The 21181-nt window shown below is 64.6% G+C and carries 13 protein-coding genes, 2 tRNA genes and 1 pseudogene; 10 read left to right on the forward strand and 6 right to left on the reverse strand.

What is annotated here, in order from left to right:
* Window positions 1–10: 10 nt before the first annotated feature.
* Both AC1DYS_RS30715 and AC1DYS_RS30720 read right to left on the reverse strand, forming a co-directional pair.
* Complete coding sequence (locus AC1DYS_RS30715) at window positions 11–1198, reverse strand: CaiB/BaiF CoA transferase family protein (RefSeq protein ID WP_477905661.1); 1188 nt, start codon at window positions 1196–1198, stop codon at window positions 11–13.
* Window positions 1199–1209: 11 nt separating this feature from the next.
* On the reverse strand, window positions 1210–2391 hold the full coding sequence (locus tag AC1DYS_RS30720) for an acyl-CoA dehydrogenase (protein WP_477905663.1): 1182 nt from the start codon (window positions 2389–2391) through the stop codon (window positions 1210–1212).
* Between the two features lie 154 nt (window positions 2392–2545).
* Between AC1DYS_RS30720 and AC1DYS_RS30725 the strand changes: the two genes are divergently transcribed.
* Window positions 2546–3448 carry a LysR substrate-binding domain-containing protein gene (locus tag AC1DYS_RS30725; protein ID WP_477905733.1) on the forward strand — a complete coding sequence of 301 codons (903 nt, stop codon included), beginning with the start codon at window positions 2546–2548 and terminating at the stop codon, window positions 3446–3448.
* 182 nt (window positions 3449–3630) lie between these two features.
* Here AC1DYS_RS30725 and AC1DYS_RS30730 read toward each other — a convergent pair.
* The 4 genes and pseudogenes from AC1DYS_RS30730 to hrpA form a co-directional block, all read right to left on the reverse strand.
* Window positions 3631–3827: pseudogene (locus AC1DYS_RS30730) on the reverse strand (Arm DNA-binding domain-containing protein); the annotation flags it as partial.
* A gap of 95 nt (window positions 3828–3922) precedes the next feature.
* Window positions 3923–3999, reverse strand: a tRNA-Arg gene (locus tag AC1DYS_RS30735).
* 23 nt (window positions 4000–4022) lie between these two features.
* A tRNA-Pro gene (locus tag AC1DYS_RS30740) sits at window positions 4023–4099 on the reverse strand.
* Window positions 4100–4146: 47 nt separating this feature from the next.
* Window positions 4147–8013 (reverse strand): ATP-dependent RNA helicase HrpA, encoded by a 3867-nt coding sequence (gene hrpA / locus AC1DYS_RS30745; RefSeq protein WP_477905665.1) that lies wholly within the window; start codon window positions 8011–8013, stop codon window positions 4147–4149.
* Window positions 8014–8099: 86 nt separating this feature from the next.
* On the opposite strand from hrpA, the gene argA reads away from it, so the two are divergent.
* The 9 genes from argA (at window position 8100) to AC1DYS_RS30790 (ending at window position 21132) form a co-directional block, all read left to right on the forward strand.
* Entirely contained in the window at window positions 8100–9440 is a 1341-nt protein-coding gene (gene argA / locus AC1DYS_RS30750) for an amino-acid N-acetyltransferase (RefSeq protein ID WP_477905667.1), read from the forward strand.
* 43 nt (window positions 9441–9483) lie between these two features.
* On the forward strand, window positions 9484–9756 hold the full coding sequence (locus AC1DYS_RS30755; RefSeq protein WP_477905669.1) for an oxidative damage protection protein: 273 nt from the start codon (window positions 9484–9486) through the stop codon (window positions 9754–9756).
* Between the two features lie 179 nt (window positions 9757–9935).
* Window positions 9936–10244, forward strand: a complete 309-nt coding sequence (locus AC1DYS_RS30760; protein ID WP_047496194.1) for an H-NS histone family protein — start codon at window positions 9936–9938, stop codon at window positions 10242–10244.
* A 67-nt stretch (window positions 10245–10311) separates the two neighbouring features.
* Window positions 10312–12150: a DNA primase gene (gene dnaG, locus AC1DYS_RS30765; protein ID WP_477905672.1), complete on the forward strand. Its 1839-nt coding sequence runs from the start codon at window positions 10312–10314 to the stop codon at window positions 12148–12150.
* Window positions 12151–12495: 345 nt separating this feature from the next.
* Entirely contained in the window at window positions 12496–14694 is a 2199-nt protein-coding gene (rpoD, locus tag AC1DYS_RS30770; RefSeq protein ID WP_477905673.1) for an RNA polymerase sigma factor RpoD, read from the forward strand.
* A 176-nt stretch (window positions 14695–14870) separates the two neighbouring features.
* On the forward strand, window positions 14871–15821 hold the full coding sequence (locus tag AC1DYS_RS30775) for an FHA domain-containing protein (RefSeq protein WP_477905674.1): 951 nt from the start codon (window positions 14871–14873) through the stop codon (window positions 15819–15821).
* 140 nt (window positions 15822–15961) lie between these two features.
* Window positions 15962–19573: a PAS domain S-box protein gene (locus AC1DYS_RS30780; protein WP_477905675.1), complete on the forward strand. Its 3612-nt coding sequence runs from the start codon at window positions 15962–15964 to the stop codon at window positions 19571–19573.
* 84 nt (window positions 19574–19657) lie between these two features.
* Complete coding sequence (gene hemH / locus AC1DYS_RS30785; protein WP_477905677.1) at window positions 19658–20719, forward strand: ferrochelatase; 1062 nt, start codon at window positions 19658–19660, stop codon at window positions 20717–20719.
* Window positions 20716–21132: an RNA-binding S4 domain-containing protein gene (locus AC1DYS_RS30790; protein WP_477905679.1), complete on the forward strand. Its 417-nt coding sequence runs from the start codon at window positions 20716–20718 to the stop codon at window positions 21130–21132. Before hemH ends, AC1DYS_RS30790 begins: the two co-directional genes overlap by 4 nt.
* The last annotated feature ends 49 nt before the right edge of the window (window positions 21133–21181 follow it).

Raw genomic sequence — 21181 nt, forward strand, 5'->3', positions numbered from 1 at the left:
AGAAGAGAAGTTAGGCGGATTCGTCCGCAAGGCGATCTAACACCTCGCGCGTGTCCGCGCCCAGCGCGGGCGGTGCGTGGCGATATTGCACGGGTGTCTTCGACAGCCGCAGCGGGCTGGCGACCGACGGAACACTGCCCGCCAACGGATGTGGCAGGTCCACGCGCAATTCGCGCGCGCGCACCTGCGGATCGGCAAACACGCCCGCCAGGTCGTTGATGGGACCGCAGGGAACGTTGGCCTGTTCGAGCAGCGCGATCCAGTCGTCGGTGGTTCGCTGCACGGTCAGCTGGCGCAGCAGCGGGACCAGCGTGCGGCGGTACTCGACGCGCGCGGCGTTGCTCGCGAAGCGCGGGTCCTCGGCCCACTCGGGGTGCCCCGCGGCGCGGCACAACGATGCGAACTGGCTGTCGTTGCCCACGGCGAGAATCATGTCGCCGTCGGCGGTCGGAAAGGCCTCGTACGGCACGATGCTCGGATGGGAGTTACCCAGGCGCTGCGGCGAATGGCCGGTGACCAGGTAGTTGAGCGCCTGGTTCGCGAGGCACGACACCTGCACGTCCAGCAGCGCCAGGTCGATGTGCTGTCCCTGCCCTGAGCGCTCGCGCCAGGCCAATGCCGCGAGGATGCCGGCCACGGCATGCAGGCCGGTCAGCACGTCGGTGAGCGCAACGCCGACCTTCAGCGGCCCGCCACCTTCGGCGCCATCCGGGCGGCCAGTCACGCTCATCAGCCCGCCCAGGCCCTGGATCATGAAGTCGTAGCCGGGGCGCTGTGCATACGGGCCGGTCTGGCCGAAGCCGGTGACGGAGCAGTAGATGAGCCGCGGGTTGAGTGCGGCGAGGCTCTCGTAGTCGAGGCCGAACTTGCGCAGCCCACCGACCTTGAAGTTCTCGATCAGCACGTCGCTCTTCTCTGCGAGCAAGCGGATCTGCGCCTGGCCCTCGGGGGTGCCGATGTCCAGAGCCACCGACTTCTTGTTCCGGTTTGCGCACAAGAAGTAGGCCGACTCCACCGGCTTGCCGTCGGCACCGGTGGCATAGGGCGGCCCCCAGCCGCGCGTGTCATCCCCGCGCTCGGGGTGCTCAATCTTGATCACCTCGGCACCGAGGTCGCCGAGCATCTGGCTCGCCCACGGCCCGGCCAGCACGCGAGAGAGATCCAGCACACGCAGATGAGAGAGAGCGCCTTCTTGCACGGGCTTTCCTTTCAGAATGCGGCGATGCCGGTGATCGCGCGACCAAGAATCAGCGCGTGGATGTCGTGCGTGCCCTCGTAGGTGTTGACCACCTCGAGGTTGACCAGGTGGCGCGCGATACCGAACTCGTCGCTGATGCCATTGCCGCCCAGCATGTCGCGTGCGGTGCGTGCGATATCGAGCGCCTTGCCACACGAGTTGCGCTTCATGATCGACGTGATCTCCACCGCGGCGATGCCCTCGTCTTTCATCTGGCCCAGACGCAAGCAACCCTGCAGGCCGAGCGTGATCTCGGTCTGCATGTCGGCCAGCTTCTTCTGCACCAGCTGGTTCGCAGCGAGAGGCCGGCCGAACTGCTTGCGGTCGAGCACGTACTGGCGCGCACGGTGCCAGCAGTCTTCGGCCGCACCGAACGCTCCCCAGGCAATGCCGTAGCGCGCCGAGTCCAGGCAGGTGAACGGGCCCTTCAGACCGCGCACGTCGGGGAAGGCGTTCTCCTCGGGGCAGAAGACCTCATCCATCACGATCTCGCCGGTGATGCTGGCACGCAGGCCGACCTTGCCGTGGATGGCCGGAGCAGACAAACCTCGCCAGCCCTTCTCGAGCACGAAGCCGCGGATGGCGCCTTCGTCGTCCTTGGCCCAGACGACGAACACGTCAGCAATCGGGCTGTTGGTGATCCACATCTTCGCGCCGGTGATCGAGTAGCCGCCGGCGACCTTGCGCGCTTTCGTGAGCATGCCGCCGGGGTCCGAGCCGTGGTTCGGTTCGGTCAGGCCGAAGCAGCCGATCCACTCGCCTTTGGCAAGCCGGGGCAGGTACTTCTGCTTTTGCGATTCGGTGCCGAAGGCGTGGATCGGAACCATGACCAGCGATGACTGCACGCTCATCATCGACCGGTAACCCGAGTCGATGCGCTCGACCTCGCGCGCGACCAGCCCGTAGCAAACGTAGTCGAGGCCACTGCCGCCATACGCCTCAGGGATCGTCGGCCCCAGCATCCCGAGTTCGCCCATCTCGCGAAAGATCGCGGGATCGGTCTTCTCGTGGCGGAACGCTTCGAGCACGCGCGGCGCAAGCCTCTCCTGGCAGTACGCACGGGCCGCTTCGCGCACTGCGCGCTGATCGTCGCTGATCTGCTGCTCCAGCAGCAACGGGTCAGCCCAGTTGAAAGCGTGTGGCCGCGTTTTCACGTCTTGTGTTCCTCAGTCACGCCGCCTTACCCATGCGCAGATTGCACATTCAAGCAGCGACGCCTGTGGCAACTCTAGGGTGGCTCACCTGAGCAATCAAACGATTTGTTGTCAACAGCTTGTGCGTGAAACGCATATCTTGGACACTGCCGCGATGCGCCGCAAGATCCCCCAGACCGCCTCGCTGATTGCCTTCGAGGCGGCGGCAAGGCATGGCAGCTTCACAGAGGCGGCAAGTGAGCTCGTGCTGACGCAAAGCGCCGTGTCACGGCAGGTCGCCGGCCTGGAGAGTTATCTCGGTGTGAAGCTCTTTCGCCGCACCAAGCGCGGCATGCTGCTCACCGAGGCAGGGGCCGACTATCACCGCCAGATCGCGCGCCAGCTCGACGACGTGGAGCGCGCCACGCTGGATCTGGTGGCCCGCCAAGGCCGCGGCGGCACGCTGGAACTGGCGGTCGTGCCCACGCTCGGAACGCGCTGGCTGCTGCCGCGCCTGCCAGACTTCAATCGCAGGCAGCCGGGCGCGACGGTGAACCTTGCCAGTCGCACGCGGCCCTTTGCCTTCGCCGACACCGACCTGCACGCCGCCATCTATGCAGGCGACGGCAACTGGCCCGGCGCGGTCACCACGTTCCTGATGCCGGAAAGCATGGTGCCGGTGTGCAGCCCGGCGCTCATCGCGCCCCGAAAGCGGCTCACGCCGAAAGACTTGGCCCGCTTGCCGCTGCTGCAGCAGAGCACGCGCCCCTACGCCTGGCGCCAATGGTTCGAGTCAGCCGGGTACCTGCCGGGCAACGAGCTGGTGGGCCCGCGCTACGAACTGTTCTTCATGTCGCTGGAGGCCGCGCGCGCGGGGCTGGGCGTGGCGCTCGTGCCCCGCTACGACCTGGGCGACGACCTCGAAGCCGGGCGGCTCGTCATCGCCGTCGACCATGCCTGCGCAACCGACCGCGCCTACTACTTCGCCAGCCCAGAGCCGAAGAGCGACGAAACGCTCGTTGCTGCCTTCCGCGACTGGCTCTTGGAGCAGACGGCGCCGTTGCGAAGCCGCCCATGAAAGGGCCCGTGAGGGGCCTCTTCAAATATCAGCTGGAGGAGTCGGAGTCTTCCACATGTCTGTCAGCGGCTGGCCTTCGTAAGCGGTGATGGCACGCATCGAGGCACTCGCGCCGGAGGGTTCGAGCACCGCCGCTATGTGCTTCAGGATGATGGGCTTGAGTGCGCCATGCAGATCCGGCCCTCGGTGTAGTGCCCCAGCGCCAAGCGCTTTTCCTTGCTACCGAAGCGGTACTTCCAGAACCAGCGGCGCGACCCGTTCGGCGTTACTTCAAGGTACAGCCCGCCACTGTCGGCGAGCCGCACACGCGCCTTTCGGCGGGACACGCCGAATTGCTCCTGTTCCCCCGCCGTTGCCCCCATTGAGGGTGCGATGTCACGAGACCGTTTGAACCGGCGTAGGCCTTGAAACCCGCATGTTTGCTGGCTTTCTGGCACTTCGTTAGATCGTTTGGGAGCTTCTGGAACGGTCAGATGGCCTGCCCGGAGGGACTCGAACCCCCGACCCCCAGCTTAGAAGGCTGGTGCTCTATCCAGTTGAGCTACGGGCAGTGAGGGGAGGCACCAAAGATGGATGGTCGGGGTGGCGGGATTCGAACTCGCGACCTACTGGTCCCAAACCAGTTGCGCTACCAGGCTGCGCTACACCCCGAACAAGCGCGCATTGTACTCAGCAACTGGGCTCTTTTCTCTTGGGCATCACGCATTCAGTTGCTGCCAGCTCTTTTCGAGACGTTTGACACTCACCGGCTGAGGTGTGCGCAGCTCCTGGGCGAAGAGACTTATGCGCAGTTCTTCGATCAACCAGCGGAATTCGTCCAGGCGTGCATCGTGCACGCCACGGCGGTCGGCCACGAGCCGCAGGTAGCGCTGCTCGATCGGCCTCAACTCGCTCATGCGTGCAGCGTCTCTTGCAGGGTCGGCGCGCAGCTTGTCGAGGCGCATCGTGATGCCCTTCAGGTAGCGCGGCAGATGCGCCAGCTGAGCCCAGGGCGTGCCCAGCACGAAGCGCTTGGGGCAGAGGCGGCCGAGCTGCGCCGCGACGTCGTCGGCCACGTCTTTGGGTGCCCGCGCATCCTTCAGCTTGCGAGAGGCGGCCGCGTATTCGGTCAGTACCAGCATTGCACTGCGGGCCACTTCGTTGGCAATGAGCGTCAGGCGCCCTCGCCCTTCTTCGATGCGACGGCGAAAGGCAAGCGCATCGGTGGGCAAGGGGTCGGCGAGAAACGCGCGATCGAGCGCCAGGTCGATGATCTGTTCACGCAATTCGTCGGCGCTGCCGAGCGGCGCGAACAGCATCGACATCTTCTGCAGATCGGGGATGTTTTTCTCGAGGTACTTCAATGCATCTCGAATCTGCAGCGCCACCAGCCGGCGCAGGCCAGCGCGGTGCTTGCTGGCTGCGATGTCGGGCTCGTCGAAAACCTCGATCAGCACATGATTGCCGCGGTCGATCAATGCCGGGAAGCCCACCAGCGTCTGGCTGCCACGGCGCACCTCCATGAGTTCGGGCAGTTCACCGAAGAGCCAGTCGGTGTACTCCACCTCGGCCGGCGCAGCCGCAGGAGCGGTCTGCGGGGAGGATGCTTTCGTGGCCTTCGTCGGCACAACAGCCACAGGCGCCTCGGCAGGCACCGACGGCAAACCCGGTCGCAGCGCAGCCAACGCCTGGAACGCAGACCGCGCCTGCCCGCCCAACTCAGCCTTCAAGCTGGCGAGGTTGCGGCCAGTGCCAAGCTGCCGTCCGTGCTCGTCGACCACGCGGAAGTTCATGAACAGGTGGGGCGGCAATTGCTCCAGCTTGAAGTCGTTGCGTTTCACGTCGAGCTGCGTCTTGTCGCGCACGCTCTTCAGTAGCGCATCGACCAGCGAGCCGGAGCCGAACGCACTGCGCTCATTCACGTCGGCGATGAAGGCATCGGCGTAATCAGGCAGCGGCACCAGACGCGAGCGGGGGCGCTGGTGCAGGCTTTTCGCGAGGGCCAGCACCTTGTCCTTGAGCATGCCCGGCACCAGCCATTCGCAACGTTCGTCGTTCACCTGGTTGAGGGCGAAGAGCGGCACGGTGACTGTCACACCGTCCTTCGGGTCACCCGGCTCGTGCAGGTAGCTCGCCACGCAGTCAACGCCACCGAGACGCAGCGTCTTCGGGAACGCGGCCGTAGTGATGCCGGCGGCCTCGTGGCGCATCAGCTCTTCGCGTGTGAGCTGCAGCAGCTTGGGTTGCCGCTTCACTTCCTCGCGGAACCAGCGCTCCAGCGTGTAGCCGCTGCAGACATCGGCCGGGAGCTGCTGATCGTAGAAGGCGTGGATCAGTTCGTCGTCCACCAGCACGTCTTGTCGGCGCGACTTGTGCTCCAGCTCCTCGACCTGCGCGATGAGCTTTCGGTTCGCGGCGAGGAACGGCAAACGCCGCGCCACGTCGTCCGGCAACTCGCCCTCGACCAGCCCCTCGCGGATGAAGATTTCGCGCGCCGCCACCGGGTCGACGTTGCCGAAATTCACCCGCCGGTTGCTGTAGATCACGATGCCGTAGAGCGTGGCGCGCTCCAGCGCGATGACCTCGGCGGCCTTCTTCTCCCAATGCGGTTCCAGCAGCTGGGTCTTGATCAGGTGGCCGGCAATCGTCGGCAGCCATTGCGGCTCGATGTGGGCGATGCCGCGGCCGAAGAGACGCGTCGTCTCGACCAGCTCGGCCGCCACAATCCAACGCCCGGGCTTCTTGCTCAGGTTGGCACCGGGGTGCTTGTAGAAGCGGATGCCGCGTGCGCCGAGGTACCAGTCTTCATCGTCGCTCTTGAGCCCGATGTTGCCCAGCAGGCCTGCCAGCATCGACAGGTGCAGCTGGTCGTAGGTGGCGGGTGAACCGTTCAGGCGCCAGCCGTGTTCGGCGACGACGGTATGCAGCTGCGAATGGATGTCGCGCCACTCGCGCACCCGCCGCGGCGATATGAAGTTCTCGCGCAGCAGCTGCTCCTGCTTGCGGTGGGAGAGCTTGTGTTCGCCTTGACCACCCTTTGCGTCTTCCAGCCACGTCCACAACTTGAGCGTGCCGATGAACTCCGACTTCTCGTCGTCGAACTTCTTGTGCGCGTTGTCGGCCGCCTGCTGGTGCTCCATCGGGCGATCCCGTGCGTCCTGCACGCTCAAGGCCGAAGCAATCACCAGGACTTCAGCCAGCGCTTGGCGATTGCGTGCCTCGAGGATCATGCGGCCCACGCGCGGGTCCAACGGCAGCTTGGCCAGCTCGCGGCCAATCGGCGTCAGCTCGTTCTGTTCGTCGACGGCGCCCAGTTCGTTGAGCAACTGATAGCCGTCGGCGATGGCCCGGCGCGGCGGGGGTTCGAGAAACGGGAAGTCTTCGACCAGCCCAAGGCCCAGGGACTTCATCCGCAGGATCACGCCCGCCAAGGATGAGCGCAGGATTTCCGGGTCGGTGAATTTCGTGCGCTCCGAGAAGTCTTTCTCGTCGTAGAGGCGGATGCAGATGCCGTTGCTGACCCGCCCGCACCGGCCGGCGCGCTGATTGGCTGCGGCCTGGCTCACCGGCTCGATCTGCAACTGCTCGACCTTGCTGCGGTAGCTGTAGCGCTTGACGCGTGCCGTGCCGGCGTCGACCACGTACTGGATGCCAGGCACGGTGAGCGAGGTCTCCGCCACGTTGGTCGCGAGCACCACACGGCGCGCGCTGTGCGGCTCGAAGACCATGTCCTGCTCTTGCTGGCTCAGGCGGGCAAACAGCGGCACGATCTCCACGCCGGGTGGGTGGTGTCGGCGCAGGTGGTCGGCAGCCTCACGAATCTCGCGCTCGCCAGGCAGGAAGACCAGCACGTCGCCTGCACCTTCGCGCCACAGCTCGTCGACCGCATCGCCGATGGCATCGTTGAGGCCGTATTCGCGGCTTTCCTCGAACGGCCGGTAGCGCTGCTCGACTGGAAACAGGCGGCCCGACACCTGGATCACCGGCGCCGGCCCGTGGCGCGACGCAAAGTGCTGCGCGAAGCGGTCGGCGTCGATGGTGGCCGAGGTCACGATGACCTTCAGGTCGGGCCGACGCGGCAGGATCTGCCGCAGGTAACCCAGCAGAAAGTCGATGTTCAGGCTGCGCTCGTGGGCCTCGTCGATGATGATCGTGTCGTAGGCCTTCAGCAGCGGATCGTTCTGCGTCTCGGCCAGCAGGATGCCGTCGGTCATCAGCTTGACGCTGGCGCCGGCCGAGAGCCGGTCCTGGAACCGCACCTTGAAGCCGACGTGCTCGCCCAGCGGCGTGTTCAGCTCCTGCGCGATGCGCTTGGCCACGCTGGACGCCGCAATGCGGCGTGGCTGGGTGTGGCCGATCAATCCGCGTCCGCCCGCACCCCTGCCGCGGCCAAGCGAGAGCGCAATCTTCGGCAGCTGCGTGGTCTTGCCCGAGCCGGTTTCTCCGCAGACGATCACCACCTGGTGCTCCTGGATCGCGCGCGAAATTTCGTCGCGCCGGCCCGAGACGGGCAGCGATTCCGGAAAGGTGATCGGCGGGATCGGGTTGGCCACCGGGGGCGCACTGCGGCGCGGGGGAGATGTCATCAAGCCTGTCCTGGGCCTTGTCACAGGCCTTCGTGCAAAAATCGTTGATTATTTCAAAGCGCTGAACCACAGCCCCACGCGCCGCCATGAGCCTTGTTTTCCCGCATACCTTCGTCCCGTGGTTTCGGTCCGTGGCGCCGTACATCCACGCACACCGAGGCAAGACCTTCGTGGTGGCGATCGCCGGTGAACTCGTGGCTGCCGGCAAACTGGCCACCTTCGCCCAGGACCTGGCGATCTTGCATGCGATGGGGATCAAGCTCGTGCTGGTACACGGGTTCCGTCCGCAGGTCGAAGAGCAACTGAAGCTCAAGAACCATGGGTCGCGCTTCAGCCATGGCATGCGCATCACCGACACCGTGGCGCTCGACTGCGCGCAAGAAGCGGCCGGCCAGATGCGATATGAGATCGAAGCCGCGTTTTCACAAGGCCTACCTAACACGCCAATGGCGCACGCGCAGATTCGCGTGGTGTCAGGCAACTTCATCACCGCGCGGCCGGTTGGCATTCTGGATGGTGTGGACTTCCAGCACACCGGCCTGGTGCGGAAGATCGACGCGACAGGCATCCGCCGCGCCGTCGATTTTGGCGCTTTGGTGATGCTCTCCCCGTTCGGCTTCTCACCCACCGGCGAGGCCTTCAACCTCAGCATGGAAGACGTGGCCGCGAGCGCCGCCGACGCCTTGCAGGCCGACAAGCTGATCTACGTCACCGAGGTCAAAGGCATCCCGCTCAACCCCGCCGACCCGGAGAGCGAGATCGACACCGAGCTGGCGCTGGCCGATGCCAAGAAGCTGCTCGCCAACCTGCCCAATCCGGTGCAACCCACCGACACGGCGTTCTACCTGCAGCATGCCGTCAAGGCTTGCGAAGCCGGTGTGGAGCGGGTGCACATCGTGCCGTTCTCGGTGGACGGCTCAGTGTTGATGGAATCGTTCACGCACGATGGCGTGGGCACGATGATCGTCGACGAAAAGCTCGAAAGCTTGCGCGAAGCGACAGCGGACGACATCGGCGGGATCTTGCAGCTGATCGAGCCCTTCGAGAGCAACGGCACGCTGGTCAAGCGCGACCGTACCGAGATCGAGCGCGACGTCGACCACTACACCGTGATCGAACACGACGGCGTGATCTTCGGTTGCGCGGCGCTATACCCCTACCCCGAGGCACGCACAGCCGAGATGTCGGCGCTGACCGTGTCGCCCAATGTGCAAGGCCAAGGCGACGGCGAGCGGATTCTGAAGCGGGTCGAGCAGCGCGCGAAGGCGAGCGGGCTCGACAGCATCTTCGTGCTGACCACGCAAACCATGCACTGGTTTCTGAAGCGTGGTTTCGCCCAAGTCGACCCCGACTGGCTGCCCGAAGCGCGCAAACGCAAATACAACTGGGACCGGCGTTCCCAGGTGCTGGTGAAAAAACTCGCCTGACGCACCGAAGTCTCACGCCATTTTCATTTCCAAGGAGTACCCCATGGCACGCACCGTTCAATGTGTTCATCTAAAGAAAGAAGGCGAAGGCCTGGATTTCGCCCCATACCCCGGCGAACTGGGCAAGCGCATCTACAACGAAGTCAGCAAGGAAGCCTGGCAACTGTGGATGAAGCACCAAACCATGCTGGTCAATGAAAACCGCCTGAATCTCGCCGACCAGCGAGCGCGTCAATATCTGGCCCGTCAAATGGAGCGATTCTTCTTCGGCGAAGGTGCCGAGCAGCCAGCGGGATATGTGCCACCGTCAGCGTGAATATTTGGGGATTTGCCTGAGCGGGCGTGTGCAGTAACTTGAGCAGTCAGGAGTCCGGCAATTACCGTATGGCGACTGAGTTCGCTTCATTTAGGCGGCGGCATATTAGAAATGCCGTGATATAGAATATGTCGCACTTGCAGCGGCAAGCTTCATATTCATAGCCTAAGGAGAGACACATGTCATCGCTTCAAGACTTGCTGGCAAAACGAGCTGCACTCGAGCAGGAAATCGAAGCCACCCAGAAGCGCGAACGGCAAGATGCCATTAGCAAGGTCAAATCGCTGATGTCCGAATATGGGCTGACGGTCGCCGACCTTTCCAGCAAAACCACCGTAGGCAAGGCTGGGGCCGCCAAAGGCAGCAAGGTTGCCCCGAAATACCGCAATGCCGCGACGGGCGAAACTTGGAGCGGCCGTGGCCTGCAACCCAAATGGCTGAAAGCCGCTCTCGCTTCCGGCAAGAAGATCGACGATTTCGCAATCTGATCGCTGCCGACCGTTGAACGCCGCCTCAGGGCGGCGTTTTGCATGGTGCCTTCGTTAGACTCGTTAAGTGATCCCGCCCGCCTTCGTCCAAGACCTGCTTTCCCGCGCCGACATCGTCGAGATCGTCGGCCGCCATGTGCAACTGAAGAAGGCCGGCATCAATCACAAGGGGCTGTGCCCCTTTCATGGCGAAAAGTCGCCCAGCTTCACCGTCAGCGCCACCCGGCAGACCTACCACTGCTTCGGCTGCGGTGTGCATGGCAACGCCATCGGCTTCCTGATGGAGCATTCGGGAATGGGCTTTCTCGACGCCGTGCACGATCTCGCCCAGCAGGTCGGCATGACCGTCCCGGAAGACGACCGGTCTCCGCAGGAACGAGAGCGTGCCGCCGAGCTCAAGGAGCGGCAAGCCACGCTGAGCGACGTGCTCGCGAAGGCTGCCGATCACTACCGCAAGCAGCTCAAGAGCAATCCCCGCGCCGTTGACTACCTGAAGGGCCGCGGCCTTACCGGCGAGATTGCCGCAGCCTTTGGCCTGGGCTATTCCCCCGACGGCTGGCGCGGGCTGGCGAGCGTCTTTCCACAGTACGACGACCCGCTGCTTGAGGAGAGCGGGCTGGTCATCGCGACAGGCGACAACGAGGCCGACCGCAAGCGCTACGACCGCTTCCGCGATCGCATCATGTTCCCCATCCGCTCGGTACAGGGTGACGTGATCGGGTTTGGCGGCCGCGTGCTCGACAAAGGCGAGCCGAAGTACCTGAACTCGCCCGAAACCCCGGTGTTCATCAAGGGTCGCGAGCTCTACGGTCTGCACGAAGCCCGCACGGCGATGCGCCAGCGCGGCTACGGGCTGGTGGTCGAGGGGTATATGGACGTGGTGGCGTTAGCTCAATCGGGCTTTCCGAACGCCGTGGCCACGCTGGGAACGGCTTGTACCGCCGAGCACGTTCAGAAGCTGTTCCGCTTCACCGATTCGGTGGTGTTCAGCTTCGATGGCGACGCCGCCGGGCGGCGGGCTGCAGGGCGGGCGTTGGAAGCCTCGCTGCCGCACGCGACGGACACGCGCACCATCCGGTTCCTGTTCCTGCCAACGGAACATGACCCCGACTCCTACGTGCGAGAACTTGGCACCGAAGCGTTCGAACGGGCTGTCTCGCAGGCGGTACCTCTATCGCGCCAGCTGGTTGAAGCTGCCCGCGACGGCATGGACCTGGACAGCGCGGAAGGCCGTGCCAAGCTGCTTGCCAATGCCAAGCCTCTCTGGGGAGCGCTGCCCGAGGGCGCTTTCAAACTGCAGTTGCTGAGCGAATTGGCTCAGTTGGGGGGCTTGAGTACACCCGACCTGGCCCGGCTTTGGCAAACCAACGCCGCACCGAAGCGCAGCGCAGAAGCCGAATCAGCGCCCCCTCGCACAAAGCCAGATTTCGTCCGCACCCCGCGACCCAACCGCATGAGCAACCGCGCCGCGCCGGCCAGCCCGGCCGACACCGCCCTGCGCATGCTCCTGCTGCACAGCGACTGGTGGCAGCAGCTTGATGCCGATGACCATGAACTGCTGGCCGCCCTGCCCTCCGTGCATGGCCCGCTTTGCGCGTGGCTGGAGCGCTACCTGAACGAGCACGGCGCATCTCCGTGGGCAGTGCTGGAGCAGGCCCTGCAGGAAACCGAATGGGCTGAGGCTTCGTTGCGGCTGGTGCCGCAGAGCGTGCTGGCCGACGAAATGCAATTTGCCGATCTGCGCCGCGTCGTCGACGGCATGTGGGTCAAGTCGTTGCAGGCTCAACAGGAGCTGCTCATCCAGCAGGCCGCCACAGATCCGCAGGCTCTGACCAGATGGCGCGAACTGGAGACTCGCCGCAAACGCTTGCTGCTGACACAAACTCAGCAACCTTCTTTGACGTAGTGCCCGGCTTCGACGATAATTGAGGGTTTGTTACGCGGCAAGAGTGACAGCAGCACCTCCGGGCCCCGGCCACCCTCTGACCCAGGGTCCCCACACAAGGCCACCCATATCCCGCAAGGGCTGCACTAATTCGATGGTCACGACAGCTTGTCCGCCGATGTGTCAGAGCAATGGCCAAACCTGTGCCGGCAAGCTGCCGCATTGGTTGGCTTCGCTTTTTGCCGGTTTCATGATGCACCTTGAACAATCGTTCCGCGTCTGTAAATACAGAGGCGGGTCGCTGTTTTCCGTGCGCTCGAACCCTCAGCACAGAGCCGTGACGCCCACCACCATTCGAGGATTTGCATGACCGCGAAGAAGAGCGCCCCCGCCAAGGCAGCACCAGCCGCTGCGCCAGCCAAGACCCACAAGGCCGAGGTCGAAGACAAGAAGAAGCCCGCCAAGGCTGCCGCAGTGAAGCCTGTCGTCGAGGCCAAGGGCAAGCCCGGCCGCAAGCCGAAGGCCGGCGCCGCGGCCAAGAAGGAAGAAGTGCCTGAAGAGGACTTCTCCGACATCGAGGCTGACCTGCAAGGCGAAGAGCCCGAGGCCGAAGCCGAGGGCGGCGAAGAGAAGGTTGCAAAGGTCAAGCCCCTGCGCATGAAGGTGTCGCGCGCGAAAGAGCGCGCGCTGATGCGTGAGTTCGGCCTTGACGAGACCGCGCTCACCGAAGAAGAGGTCGCCAAGCGCCGCCAGGAGCTGAAGACGCTCATCAAGATGGGCAAGACGCGCGGCTTCCTGACGCACCAGGAAATCAACGACCACTTGCCCGAAAAGCTGGTCGACGCGGAAATCCTCGAAGCCATCGTGTCAATGCTCAACGACATGGGCATCGCCGTGTACGAGCAGGCGCCCGACGCCGCCACGCTGCTGATCGCCGGCGGTGGCACCACGACGGCGACCGAAGAAGAAGCCGAAGAAGCCGCGGAAGCTGCGCTGTCGACGGTCGACTCCGAATTCGGCCGCACGACTGACCCGGTGCGCATGTACATGCGCGAAATGGGCACGGTCGAACTGCTCACCCGCGAAGGCGAAATCGAGATCGCCAAGCGCATCGAAGGCGGCTTGCAGGCCATGATGCTGGCCATCAGCGCCTCGCCGACAACCATCGCCGAGATCCTGGTCTACGCCGACCGCATCGCCGCGGGCGAGATGCAGATTTCCGAAGCCGTCGATGGTTTTGTCTCCGAAGACGAAGCCGACGACTACGTGGCCGAAGAAGACGTCGACTTCTTCGACGAGGAAGACGATGACGACGGCCAAGGCGGCAGCAAGGCGTTGACCAAGAAGCTCGAAGAGCTGAAGGCCGCCGCGCTCACCAAGTTCGAGAACCTGCGCACCAACTTCGACAAGATGCGCAAGTCGTTTGAGAAGGATGGCTACCAGTCCGTCTCGTACAACAAGTCGCAGCAGGCCATCAGCGCCGAGCTGATGACAATCCGCTTCACCGTCAAGACGATCGAGAAGCTGTGCGGCATCCTGCGTTCGCAGGTGGACGATGTGCGCCGCTACGAGCGCGAGCTGCGCAAGATCCTCGTCGACAAGTGCGGCATGCCGCAGGAGTACTTCATCAAGCACTTCCCGCCCAACCTGCTCAACCTGAAGTGGGCTGAGAAGGAAGCGGCTTCGGGCAAGCCGTACAGCGCCGTGCTGGCTCGCAATCTGCCGGCAATTCAAGAGCTGCAGAAGAAGCTGACCGACCAGCAGGCCCGCGCTGTCGTGCCGCTTGAAGACCTGAAGCAGATCAACAAGCGCATGAACGAAGGCGAGAAGTCTTCGCGCGACGCCAAGAAGGAAATGATCGAGGCCAACCTGCGCCTCGTGATCTCCATCGCCAAGAAGTACACCAACCGCGGCCTGCAGTTCCTCGACCTGATCCAGGAAGGCAACATCGGCCTGATGAAGGCGGTGGACAAGTTCGAATACCGCCGCGGCTACAAGTTCTCGACCTACGCCACGTGGTGGATCCGTCAGGCCATCACCCGCTCGATCGCCGACCAGGCGCGCACGATCCGCATCCCGGTGCACATGATCGAGACGATCAACAAGATGAATCGCTTGTCGCGTCAGCACTTGCAGGAGTTCGGCTTCGAACCCGATGCGCCGACGCTGGCCGAGAAGATGGAGATCCCCGAGGACAAGATCCGCAAGATCATGAAGATCGCGAAGGAGCCGATCTCGATGGAGACCCCCATCGGCGACGACGACGATTCGCACCTGGGCGACTTCATCGAGGACACCAACAACACGGCGCCTATCGAGGCAGCGATGCAGGCCGGCCTGCGAGATGTCGTCAAAGACATTCTGGACAGCCTGACCCCGCGCGAAGCCAAGGTGCTGCGCATGCGCTTCGGCATCGAGATGAGTACGGACCACACGCTCGAAGAAGTCGGCAAGCAGTTCGACGTGACCCGCGAGCGCATCCGCCAGATCGAGGCCAAGGCCATCCGCAAGCTCAAGCACCCGAGCCGGTCGGACAAGTTGCGGACGTATCTGGACAACCTGTAAGGTTTGGCCGGATGAGTGACTCGCGTTAGCGAGTGAGCGCGAAGAGCTCACTCAACTTGCGGCGCAGCCACAAGCCGCGCACGTACCTCGACAACCTCTGATCCTCAAAAAAACCCTCGAGCCCCGGTCTAATTCACCGGGGCTTTTTTCATGTTTGTTGCCATAAACTTCACGACATGACGCAGATTCTTCAGCGAACCGTACTGTTTGCCGACTTGCGCGGCAGCACCTCGCTGTACGAAACCCTCGGCAACACCGAGGCCACCACGGTGGTCACGCGCAGCGTTGCCCTGATCGCGCAGATCGTGTCGACGACGGGCGGCGTGGTCGTCAAGACCCTGGGCGACGGCCTGATGGCGGTGTTCGCCGACTCAGCTGCCGCCGTCGTTGCAGCCGACGAGATGCACGATTCCCTCGACCGCATCGTGCCGCCCAATGCCGATCACCCCTCGGCAAGCGGCTTCACACCGGTGCTCAAGCTGCAGGTTGGGCTCGCGCACGGCGAGGTGATCGAGATGTCGGGCGACTGCTTCGGCGATGCCGTCAATGTGGCTGCACGCCTGCTGGACCACGCCGGAGACAACGAAACCCTCGCCACCGCCAGCGTCGTGAAGGGCCTGGCCGATGACCTGCGCGCTCGATTCCGCAGCCTCGACAAGGTGCAGCTGCGCGGCCGTGTCGAGCCGGTCCATGTGCATCTGCTCGAAGGTCGCCGTTTTGGCGACACGGCCGCCACCGCCTATGGCGATTTGCTGCCCAACCTTGAGCCCGAAGGCATCCGCCTGATCTGGCTCGACATGAACCGCGTCTACGCCGGCCCGAGCCTGCCGGTGGTGCTGGGGCGCAGCCCACAGGTCACCTACTGCATCGACGACTCGCGGGTGTCTCGCTCGCACGCCCGAATCGACTGGCACGGCGGCGCATTCCAGCTCACCGACCTCAGCTACAACGGCACCTACGTTCGTTTTTCGAACGACTCTGAAATCGTCGCACTGCGCCGAGGCACCTGCACCCTGCACGGGTCGGGCTTGATCGGCCTCGGCGCCTCGCTCATGGACCCCACCGCCCCGAGCGTGCGCTTCGAAATCCTGAAGTTTTCGGACACTCAGCCGCAAGATCAGTTCTGAACGCGACGCCGTGCAGCATTGATGTGTGCAGCTTGTCGCTGTTCGCAGCTCCAGCGGATTGCTCGCGAGCCTTTCTCCGCTACAGTCGTTCGCATGCTGCGGGTCGCCGATCTGGTCATTGAATTCATCCCTTGATGGGCATGAAGCCGGATCCCCGCCAGCTTCCCATGACGCCTTCGCCCGACGCCGCTGGCCCCACGTCCACGCTGCGCGAGTTGCGCAAGCTCGGCACCACTCCGGAGGCTCAATTCGATGCGCTGGCGCGACTGCTGGCCGCGCAGTTCGACTGCCCTATGGCCTGGCTCGGCTTTCTCAACGACGAAACCGGCCTGTGGCTCAAGGCGGAAGCCGGCTTGAACCGACGTGATCTGCCCATGGCAGGCAGCGCGTTGCTGAGCGCCCTGATGGATGTCGACAAGGTGGTCGTTGGCGATTCTTTGGAAGACCCGCGGTGGGCTCTCGACATTGCCGCCCCTCGTTTGAACATCCGCGCATTCGCTGCAGCCCGCATCGTGGTCGAAGGCCACGTGGTGGGCCTGGCATGCGCCATGGACCTCGTGCCCCGCATCTTCGATGACGGCCAACTCGCTGCCTTGCATGACGTCGCCTTGCTGGCTGCTTCCCTGCTCGAGGCGCGCCTGAAAGAAGAGCGCTGGCGCCTGCAGGAAGCACGCGTGCGCACCGCCAGCCTGTCCAGCACCGACTGGCTGTGGGAGAGCGACGCCTCTGGCCGCGTGACCTGGGTCTCATCGGGTGTCGGAGCCCACACCGGCCAGCGACCGGATGAGGTCGTCGGCCACACCTTGTCTGAACTCAATCGGCCCAGCGAAGGTGACACCACCGATTCGTGGCGGCGCTACCGGGAGTCGCGCGAAACGCTCTCGCCATTTCGGGAAATCATTGCCGACCGCCAGACTCCGAACGGCCTCATCACCGTCAGCCTCAGCGGCGTCCCGGTCTTCGACAGCGCGGGCAACTTTCGCGGATACCGCGGCAGCACCAGCAACATCACCCAGCGTGTGCAGGCGCAACGCGAGGCGCGCAAGGCCGAGCGGCTGCTCAGTGACTCGCTCGATAGTCTCACCGTGGGCGTGATGATCACCAACGCGGCCGGCCAGGTGGTGCTCGCCAATTCGATCTGGCGCGACAGCATCGGCCACTTCATGGGCAGCGGCGCGACCTGGCGGCAGATCGTCGAGCAGATGACGGAGCGAGGCGAGTACCCCGACGCGCAGGATCGCGAAACCTTCGTTCGGTGGCGCATGGGCCTCGCGTCGCCCCGCGGCGAACAGCATGAGCTGCGCTGGAAAGACCGCTGGGTCATCATCAGCGACCGCCAGCTGGCCGACGGCAGCGTGGTCCACCTCTCGATCGACATCACTGACCGAAAGCGCGCCGAGCTCGATCTGGCCGATCAGCAGACACAGCTGCGTGATTCGCAGTCGCGCCTCAGAGCCGTGCTTGAGGCCGTGCCCGACCTCTGGTTCGTGCTCGACACCGAAGGTCGATACCTCGAATGCAGCTCCGCCACCCACCCGATGCTGCTGCACCCGTGGGACACCGTGCGCGGCCAGCTGTTCGCCGCCGGTGTGCCCCAGCCGCTGGCCGATCGCGTCAATGCGGCCATCGCGTTCGCTCTCGCGAGCGGCGAAGTGCAACGCCTCGACTACGAACTCGTGATGCCGGACGGCACCGCACGCGTCTTCGAAGCCCGCGTCTCTCCCATGCCGAACGAGCGCGTGCTCTACGTCACGCGCGACCTTACCGAGCAGAGCCGCGCCGCCAACAAGCTGCGCTTGAGCGAGGAGCTGTACCGCTCGGTCGCCTTGGCCATCAGCGACGGGCTGGTGGTCGTCACGCCAACGCTGAAGATCATTGCCGTCAACCCGGCAGGCTGCGCCATCCTCGGCGTCACTCAGGCCGAAGCCATGAGCCAGGGCGAGATCTGGCCCTTCCAGCTGCTGGGCGCCGACCAAAGCATGCTGCCACCGGAACGCAACCCCGTGCGGCGCGTGGTCGGCAGCGAGCAGCCGCTGATGAACCAGATCCACGCCTTGCGGCGTCCGGATGGTGAGCTGCGCTGGATAGCCCTCAACGCCCACCCGCTGCAACTGCACCCCGAAGGCGGCACGCTCTCCGTGGTGCTGACCTTCCGCGACATCACGCAGCAACGCGCAGCCGAGCAGGCGCTTGCCCTGGCCGAGGAACGCTGGAAGTTCGCGCTCGAAGGCCCGGGCGATGGCGTCTGGGACTGGGACGTGCGCAGCAACAAGTTCTTCTATTCGGCGCGCTGGAAAGAGATGTGCGGCTACGCCGATGACGAGATCGGCGACAGCGCGGACGAGTGGCGCTCGCGCGTGCATGCGGACGACCTGCCGCACGCGCTGGCCGAGATGCGGCGCCACCTGCGCGGTGCCATTCCGCTGTACGACGTGGAGTATCGCGTGCGCCACCGCCTCGGCCACGAACTGTGGGTGCGCGACCGCGGCAAGGCGGTGAGCTTCGACAGCGAGGGCCGGCCGCTTCGCGTTGTTGGAACGCAGTCCGACATCACGCGCAGCAAGCAGTCGGAGCAGATGCTGCGCGACAAGCAGGCCGCCGAGCTGGCCAGCCATGCGAAGAGCGAGTTCCTCTCGCGCATGAGCCACGAGATGCGCACGCCGCTGAATGCGGTGATCGGTTTCTCCCAGCTGCTGGGCCTGAGCCATGCCACGCCGGATTCGAAGACCGTGCGCGAGTACGCCGGGCACGTGCTGGATGCCGGCGAACACCTGCTCGCGCTCATCAACGACGTGCTCGATCTGCAGAAGATCGAAGAAGGCGCCCTGTCACTGAGCTTGAGCGCGGTGGACCTGCACGACGCCATCGTCCGCACCGTCGAGCTGCTCAGCCCGCTGGCACAGGCCGGACAGGTGGACATCGACAACCAGATCGCGCCCGGCACCTGGGTGCAGGCCGACATGCAGCGCCTGCGCCAGGTGCTGCTCAACGTGGCATCCAATGCCATCAAATACAACCACCCTGGCGGCAGCATTCGCTGGCGCCTCGAAGGTGCAGCGATCGGCCGTCTCACGCTGTGCATTGAAGACAACGGCTCGGGCATGAGCCGCGAGCAGATGAGCCGGCTCTTCGAACCCTTCGATCGGCTGGGCCGCGAGACCTCGACTATCGAGGGAACGGGCCTGGGCCTCATCATCGCCCGCAGCCTCGCACAGGCCATTGGTGGCCGGCTGAGYGTGGCCAGCGAGGCCGGCCGCGGCACTTGCGTGCGATTGGACCTGCAATGCGCCGAGCCACCGGCGGATACGGCTCCTGCGCCGGAAGCCGTCGATGCAGCCCCTGCCATCGCCGGCCTTCGCATGCTGTATGTCGAAGACAACCGCATCAACGCCATCCTGTTCGAAGAGGCGATGCGGCTGCACAGCAGCCAGATCGACCTGCGCGTGGCCGAGGATGGCGACCAGGCGCTGACCCTCGCCCAGGACTGGCAACCCGAGGTGCTGGTGCTCGACGCCCACCTGCCCGGTATCTCGGGGTTCGAGGTCCTTCGCCTGCTGCGCACCCTGCCCGGGCTCGACACCGTGCCGGCCTACATGTGCTCGGCAGACGCCATGCCCGACGACGTGCAGCGTGCCTACGAAGCGGGCTTCATCGGCTACTGGACCAAGCCGATTAACGTCAGCGCCGTGCTGGCCGACATCGAACAGTGCGTTCAACGGGCACGCACCGCGCCGGCTACCGATTTCGGCTGAACCGCAGTGCCCTCGGGGCAACGATAATCGCGCCCTGCCCCATCGCCCGGCCCAACCCCAGCTCCAGCCAGCGTCCCATCATCCATGTCGTTTGTCCGCGAACCCGCGCCCGCCACCGGGTCGGCGCCACGCACCGCCGTCCTGCTGTGCAACCTCGGTACGCCTGACGCACCGACGACGGCAGCCGTGCGGCGCTACCTGTCGGAGTTTCTGCACGACCCGCGGGTGATCGAGATCCCGCGACTGATCTGGTGCCCCATCCTGCATGGCGTGATTCTTCGGACCCGGCCCGCGCAATCCGCCAAGCGCTATGCCAGTGTCTGGACACCTGAGGGCTCGCCGCTCACCGTGTGGAGCGACAAGCAGGCGAAGCTGCTGGCCGGCTACCTGGGCCAGCGCGGTCACCGCGTCATGGTGCGTTTTGCAATGCGCTATGGCTCGCCATCGATCGCGTCAGTGATGGACGAGCTCAAGGCCGGCGGCGCCGAACGCATCCTGGTGCTGCCGATGTACCCACAGTACTGCGCAGCCACTACGGGCAGCGTCTCAGACGCCGTCTACAAATGGGCTAGGCGCATTCGGAGCCTGCCCGAGTTGCGCTTCGTCAACCGATACCACGACGACCCGCGCTACATCGACGCGCTCGCCAAGCGGCTGATGGACCACTGGGCGAGCCATGGCCGCGGCGAAAAGCTGGTGATGAGCTTTCATGGCATGCCCAAACGCACGCAGACGCTGGGCGATCCGTATCACGACCAATGCATGGAGACGGCCCGACGCGTGGCGGCCCGTGCTGACGTGAAGCCCGAGAACCTGGTCGTCACCTTCCAGAGCCGCCTGGGCCGCGCCGAATGGCTGCAGCCTTACACCGAGCCCACGCTGGTCAAGCTGGCAAAACAGGGCATCAGGAAAGTCGACGTGATGTGCCCAGGCTTCGTCGCCGACAACCTCGAGACGCTGGAAGAAATCGCCCAGGAGGCACGCGACGCCTTTCTCAAGGCCGGTGGCACCGAATTCAACTACGTACCGTGCCTGAATGACCAGCATGAATGGATGGCGGCATTGACCCAGCTGGCCTTGCAGCACATGCAGGGTTGGGATACGGGCAAAGACGCGGGAACGCCCCAAGTGGTGGCAGCGGCATGAAAACGGGGACCGTGGAATCCGTGCGCCTCGACAAGTGGCTGTGGGCCGCCCGCTTCTTCAAGACGCGCAGCCTGGCCACGCAAGAAATCGACAAAGGCCGCGTCCAGGTCAACGGCCAAGTCGCCAAACCTGCGCGGGAACTGCACCCTGGCGACCTTGTCGAACTTAGACAAGGCCCGGTGACACGGGCCATTCACGTCCGCGGCCTCAGCAACATGCGCGGCCCTGCTCCTGTGGCCCAGGCTCTTTATGAAGAGACGCCAGAGAGCGTGGCACGGCGCGAAGAGGTCGCGCGCCAGCGACGCGACACGCCGGAGCCATCTTTGGCCATTGAACAAGGTCGCCCGACCAAGCGCAATCGCCGCCAGCTGGCCGACTGGAACCGCTGGAGCGCGTCGACCGATCCTGACTGATCGGCTCAAAAACGCTCTTGAAATCCACCGCGGTGCACCAACATGCCCG

Source organism: Rhizobacter sp. P2_G4 (assembly GCF_056403575.1).